Annotated in this window: 5 protein-coding genes; all 5 read right to left on the reverse strand. The window is 68.5% G+C overall.

Annotation, left to right across the window (positions count from 1 at the left end; genetic code table 11):
- Positions 1–266, reverse strand: a 266-nt coding sequence (locus HY726_06630) for a hydrogenase (protein MBI4608662.1), incomplete at its 3' end; no start/stop codon positions are given.
- A complete protein-coding gene (locus HY726_06635) occupies positions 266–3,334 on the reverse strand; it encodes a molybdopterin-dependent oxidoreductase (GenBank protein MBI4608663.1) in 3,069 nt (1,022 codons plus the stop codon). The genes HY726_06630 and HY726_06635, both read right to left, overlap by 1 nt.
- A 7-nt stretch (positions 3,335–3,341) precedes the next feature.
- Positions 3,342–3,911 (reverse strand): cytochrome c3 family protein, encoded by a 570-nt coding sequence (locus tag HY726_06640; GenBank protein MBI4608664.1) that lies wholly within the window; start codon positions 3,909–3,911, stop codon positions 3,342–3,344.
- Positions 3,912–4,084: 173 nt separating this feature from the next.
- On the reverse strand, positions 4,085–5,368 hold the full coding sequence (gene hemL, locus HY726_06645) for a glutamate-1-semialdehyde 2,1-aminomutase (GenBank protein ID MBI4608665.1): 1,284 nt from the start codon (positions 5,366–5,368) through the stop codon (positions 4,085–4,087).
- 1 nt (position 5,369) lies between these two features.
- Positions 5,370–5,831, reverse strand: a complete 462-nt coding sequence (locus HY726_06650; protein ID MBI4608666.1) for a Mov34/MPN/PAD-1 family protein — start codon at positions 5,829–5,831, stop codon at positions 5,370–5,372.
- Positions 5,832–6,018: the final 187 nt, after the last annotated feature.

The following is a 6,018-nucleotide window of genomic DNA, read 5'->3' on the forward strand; positions in this document are numbered from 1 at the left end:
AGGATGGCGGAGATCAGCGTCCCGGCGTGGCCGATCCCGATCCAGAACACGAAGGTCGTGATGTAGAGCGCCCACATCTGCGGCACGCGCTTTCCCGCCGCCCCGATGCCGACATAGACCTGCCAGGACCACGCCGTGAAGAGACAGGTGGCCAGGAGGAAGCCGATCAGGGACATCGCGCCGTAGTAGGCGTTGCTCGGCGGCCCCAGGGTGCGGAGGACGTCGCGGTTGACGTCGGCGTAGGTGGGCTGACTGGCGTCGCTCATCAGTGGGTCTTCGGAGCGCGGCCCTTCCCGGGCTCTCGGGTGACCTTCTTGAGGTAGGTGACGGCGGGGCGCGTCCCCAGCTCCTCGAGCACGTGGTAGCCGCGCGGCGACCGCGCCAGCTTGGCGACCCGGCTTTGCGGCTCCTTGAGGTCGCCGAACACGATCGCCTGGGTCGGGCAGGTCTGCTGGCACGCGGTGACGATGTCGCCGTCGCGCACTTTGCGCCCTGCGTCTTTGGCCGCGTCCTTGCCGGCGATGATCCGCTGGATGCACATCGTGCACTTCTCCATGATCCCGAGCTGGCGCACGGTGACGTCCGGGTTGAGCTGGAGGTGGAGCGGCTCCGGGAACTGGTTGTAGAACCAGTTGAAGCGCCTGACGTGGTAGGGGCAGTTGTTGCCGCAGTACCGGGTCCCCACGCAGCGGTTGTAGATCTGGGCGTTCAGCCCCTCGTTCGTGTGGTAGGCGGCGAACACCGGGCAGACTGGCTCGCACGGAGCGATCTCGCAGTGCTGGCAGAACATGGGGAGGAAGAGCGTCTCGGGGTGGCTTGGCTTGCCCTCCTGCCAGCGCTCGACGCGGAGCCAGTGCATTCCGCGGCCGTAGGCGAGCTGTTCCTTGCCGACCACGGCGACGTTGTTCTCGGCCTGGCAGGCGACGACGCACGCCTGGCATCCGATGCAGGCGTCGACGTCGACCGCCATCCCCCAGCGGTGCTCGGGGTATTTGAGGTCCGGGTACATGCTGGGGAGGCTGGCCTTCTCCGGCACGGCGCCCCGGAGCTCGAGCTCCCGGGCCGCGGCGAGGCTGACGTGCTGGGCCACCCCACGATCATCCTGGTTCGCCGTGGCCTGCACGACGGCCAGGGGCCGGCGCCGCCCCGTCTTGGCGAGCGTCACGCGCACCGAGAGCCAGGGAAGCCCTCCCGAGGCCGCTTCGGGCTCGGCCCCGAGGAGCACGATGGGGTTCGCGCCGCGGGGTCTTGCGGCTTCCGTCTCCGACCCGCCCCCGGCAAACACCGCGACGGGGTTGGCGCTCGGGAACTGGATGCCGTCCGTGGCATAACGCCCGTAGGCCGTGTGACCCTGCCCGATCGGAACCGCGACCGTTCCCGGATGGAGGCTCTCAGAAACGTACGCGGGCAGCTCGATGGACCCGTGGGGGGACGTCAGCGTGACAACGTCGCCTTGCCGGATACCGAGTGCTCCCGCAGTCTGAGCGGGCACCTCCACCCACGAGTCCCACGACACCTGGGTCATGGTGTCCGGCGCTTCCTGGAGCCACGGCTTATTCGCGCCCCGGCCGTCGTAGAAGCGGACCGATGGGTAGGCGAGCAGGACGAACCCCTGCCCGTCTCCTTTGAGCTTCGGTATGGCTCCCGCCACCTTGGCGGCCTCCGTGCGGAGCCTGACGCCCACCGGGGCCACGCTCTTCCAGGCGCCGCCCCGCCGGAGGGATTCCTCCCAGAAGGCGTCGAACGGCGTGCGTGGAGCCAGCTCCTTCGCCAGCCCACGCCACCGGTCTTTCAGATAGCTCTCGAAGCTCTCCCAGCGGAACGGCCCCTTGCCCTCGGGGCTACCGAGAACGGCGCGTCCAACGGCGAGCAGGACGTCGCCGACCGCCCGCGCCTCGTAGCCCGGCACGACTCCCATCGTCGGCTGCATGAGCCCGTACACCCCGTCCTGAGGCGAGAAGTCGCCCCAGGACTCAAGCGGGTGGAGATCGGGGAGCACGAGATGGGCCTGGGTCGTGGTCTCGTCGAGGACGTCGGAGAAGCTGACCACGAACGGGACCTTCTTGAGCGCGGCGGCAAAGCCCGCCCGGGCCGGCAGCGTGAAGAGAGGATTCACGCGGTAGAGGAGCAGGACCCCGACCTCGCCCTTCTCCATCACCTGCGTGAGGCTCAGGACCTCCCGGTAAGCGCTCGCCCTGCCGAAGACCGAATCGGGACCGAAGCGGACCGCCCTCCCGATGTTGCCGACCGCGTAGTTGAGCAGGTGGAGGACCAGCTGAAGCTCGGTCGCGTTTTCGCCCGACACCGCCACCCCGCCTCCGATTGCCACGCTGGGCTTTCCCCTGGCGAAGTCGCGGGCGAGGCGCGTGACCGTCTCCACCGGAACGCCGGACTGCCCCGCCGCGGCGGCGACATCGACCTCCCTGACCGCGGCCTTCAGCGTCGCCACATCCACGCCGGGCGCCTGAAGCCCTTCGTCGACGATCACGCGGAGCAGCGCCAGCGCCAGGAGCGCCTCGGTTCCGGGGGCGTTCCGGACCCACTCGTCGGCGCTGGACGCGGTCAGCGAGAGGCGAGGCTCGATGTGGACGAAGGTCCCGGCCCTGCCGTGCTTGAACGCGTGCATCCGGGCGTACCCGCGCGCGTACCCGACCGGGGAGAGCCAGGTCTCGAGGAAGTCGGCACCGAACGAGAGGAGGACCGTCGCCTCCTCGATCGCGTACTGCGGGATCGCCTCCCGGCCAAAGGCGATCCGGCTCGCCGCGCGGAGGGATTCATGCGCAAAGGGTTCGTAGGCGATGCGCGGGCGGACGCCGAGAGCTTTCGTCCACTCGTCCATGAGCCGGCCCAGGCTGCCCGCCTCGAGCTGACTCACGAGCGCGATCCGCCCCCCCTGCTTGGCCTTCACCAGGGCTGCGAGCTTCTCAGTGAGGAGTTGCTCCACCTCCTCCCACTTGATGGGCTTGAGCGTCCCGGAGGAATCACGGAGAAGGGGGCCGCGGATGCGATCGGGGTTGTAGAGCCCCTGGAGCGCCGCTTGGCCCCGGATGCAGAGCGTCCCCGCGTTGATCGGGTGGTCGGGATTACCGTCCAGCTTGACGACGCGCCCTTCACGGTTCCGGGCGATGGCACCGCACCCGGCCGGGCACTCGCGGCAGACCGTGGCGAACCAGGAGGCGACGCCGGGGACCAGGTTCTCCGGCGGGACCACGTACGGGAGAAGTCGTTCGGTCGAAGGACCGCACCCGGCAGCAGCGGCAGTGGCGGTGGTCGTGGCGACGACCCTGAAGAACTGCCGACGATCCATCCCGCGCGACGACTGCTCTCTGCTCACGGGATTCTTAGTGGTGGCAGGTGGAACACTCGAGGCTGGCCTTCCGGGCCGTGTGGCATTCGATGCACCAGCCCATCGTCAACGGCGGCGCCGCCGGCGCGAACCCGATCAGGTTCAGGAGATCATTGGTCAGGCGCTGCCCGGTCCGGGCCGCGACGACGTCCATCGTCTGCACCGGACCGTGACAGGTCTGGCAGGCCACGTCGGCCCGGATGTGGGGTTTGTGTGGGAAGTAGACGTACTCCGGCACCTTGTACACGCGAACCCACGGAATCGCTTCCTGCTTTCCAAGATACTCGGCGAGCTTCTTGATCTCCGGCCTGTCCGCGGCGGTGATCTTGTGACACCCCATGCACCGCGTGACCGACGGGATGCCGGCGTACTCGGAGCGTCGGGCGTCCGAGTGACAGTACTGGCAGTCGATCTGATACTGCCCGGCGTGGATCGCGTGGCTGAAGGCGATCGGCTGAGCCGGCCCGGCGGCGCCGGCCTGCGGGCGCCCGGATGCAAAGCTGAGGAAGAGGAGGATGGCGAGCAGGACGAGTCCCAGAACACTCACGCCCGCCTTCGTCCACATCGTTCCTCGCACGCTCCTCGGCTCTTGATCTTGACCGAAACCGGGAGACGCGAACGCAAAAAGCTAGCGGGAGGGGCTGAGAGAATCCTCCCAGGGGCAAAGCCCCGTGAATCCTACCACCTCGCAAAAACCCGAGTCAATAGGGTTCCTCGTGGCTGGGCCCTCGGCGACGCTCAGCGACCGAGCGCCTGAAGCGCTTCGCCGGCGGCGCGAACCGCCGCTTCGACGTCGGCCTCGGAGTGCGCCAGCGACACGAAGACCGCTTCGAACTGGGAGGCGGGCAGGAACACCCCGCGGTCGAGCATGTCATGGAAGAACGCCGCGTAGCGCCGGGTGTCTGAGCGCTTTGCAGAAGCGTAATCGGTCACGGCGCGTTCGGCGAAAAACGCGGTCAGCATCGAGCCCACCCGGTTCACCGTGAGCGCCACACCGGCCTTCCGTGCCGCTGCCTCGAGCCCGGCGTGAAGCGCCCCTCCGAGATCGTCGAGGCGCTGGTACGCCTCGGCAGCCTCGAGGGCCCTGAGCGTGGCAAGCCCTGCGGCCACGGCCAGCGGGTTCCCCGAGAGCGTCCCGGCCTGATAGACGCCCCCGAGCGGCGCCACCTGCGCCATGAGCTCGCGCCTTCCACCGTAGGCGCCGACAGGAAGCCCGCCGCCGATGATTTTGCCGAGACAGGTGAGATCGGGCTTTACGCCGTACAGCGCCTGAGCACCGCCCGCGGCGAGCCGGAAGCCGGTGATGACCTCGTCGAAGATCAGGAGCGCGCCGAACCTGTCGCACAGGGCTCGAAGACCGGAAAGAAAGCTCGGACTCGGAGGCACCACCCCCATGTTGCCAGCCACGGGCTCCACGATGATGGCCGCGACGTCGCGCCCTCGGGCCGCCATCACCGCTGCCACCGCCTCGAGATCGTTGAAGGGCAGCGTGATGGTCAGGCTCGCGAGCGACACGGGAACACCGAGGCTGTCCGGCAGCGAGAGGGTCGCCCCGCCCGAGCCGGCCTTGACCAGGAGGCTGTCGGCGTGGCCGTGGTAGCAGCCCTCGAACTTGATAATTGCCTCGCGTCCCGTGGCCCCTCTCGCCAGCCGGATCGCGCTCATCGCCGCCTCGGTGCCGGAGTTCACGAGCCTCACCATCTCGATCGAGGGCACCGCGCGGATGATCCGCTCGGCGAGCTCCACTTCCTGAGCGGTCGGGGCCCCGTAGCTGGTCCCTCGCCGCGCAGTCTCGGCGATCGCCTCGACGACCGCCGGCGGTGCATGACCGAGAATGAGGGGACCCCACGAGCCCAGGAAATCGATGTAGGCACGGCCGTCCACGTCCCAGATCCGGGCGCCCTGCCCCCGCGCGACGAAAAATGGCGTCCCGCCGACGCCACGGAAGGCGCGCACTGGGCTGTTGACGCCTCCTGGGATCAGTTCCTGGGCGCGGGAGAAGAGCGACTCCGAGCGAGTCATGTCACGACGCCTCGAGCGAGACCGGGAGAAAGTCGCGGCGGGCTGGATCCCAGCCGAAGGCACTGGCCTCTACGACCTTGCCATTCACCACCGACACCACCAGGTAGGTGGCGTCCGCGTACAGCGGTTGGCCGCCCGCCGCGGCCTGGCGCTTGTCGGTCTCGGAGAAGTACGCGCCCGCGTCGATGTGCGAGTGGTAGATGGTCCGAACGCCGAAGCCGTCCGACTCGAGGCGCATGACCGTCAACAGATCCTGCGGGGCCATGTAGTAGGCGGTGCGGGCGTCGCGCGGGTGGCGCAGAGGATCTTTCGCGTGGAGCTCGCTCTGGATGTTCCGACACGGAAGCAGAACGCGCTCGTCGTTCCGGCTAGCTTTGACGAGGATCACCCCGCAGCACTCGTGGGGATACTCGGCCTCGGCCTGGCGGCGGATGACGGCGAGCTCGTCGGCGGTGACGATCAACTCGGGCTCGGCTCAGTGTTATTGACTCGGGCCTCGCCTGAGTCTTATTTACCCGGGCCTCGCCTCGTGAGTGTCGTCGCCTGCGGCTCCTCCGAACTCCCTCGGCTCGAACGATTTATTCGGGCCTCGCCTCGTGAGTGTCGTCGCCTGCGGCTCCTCCGAACTCCCTCGGCTCGAACGTCCACCC

It is taken from the genome of Candidatus Rokuibacteriota bacterium (genome assembly GCA_016209385.1).
Taxonomy (GTDB): Bacteria; Methylomirabilota; Methylomirabilia; order Rokubacteriales; family CSP1-6; genus JACQWB01.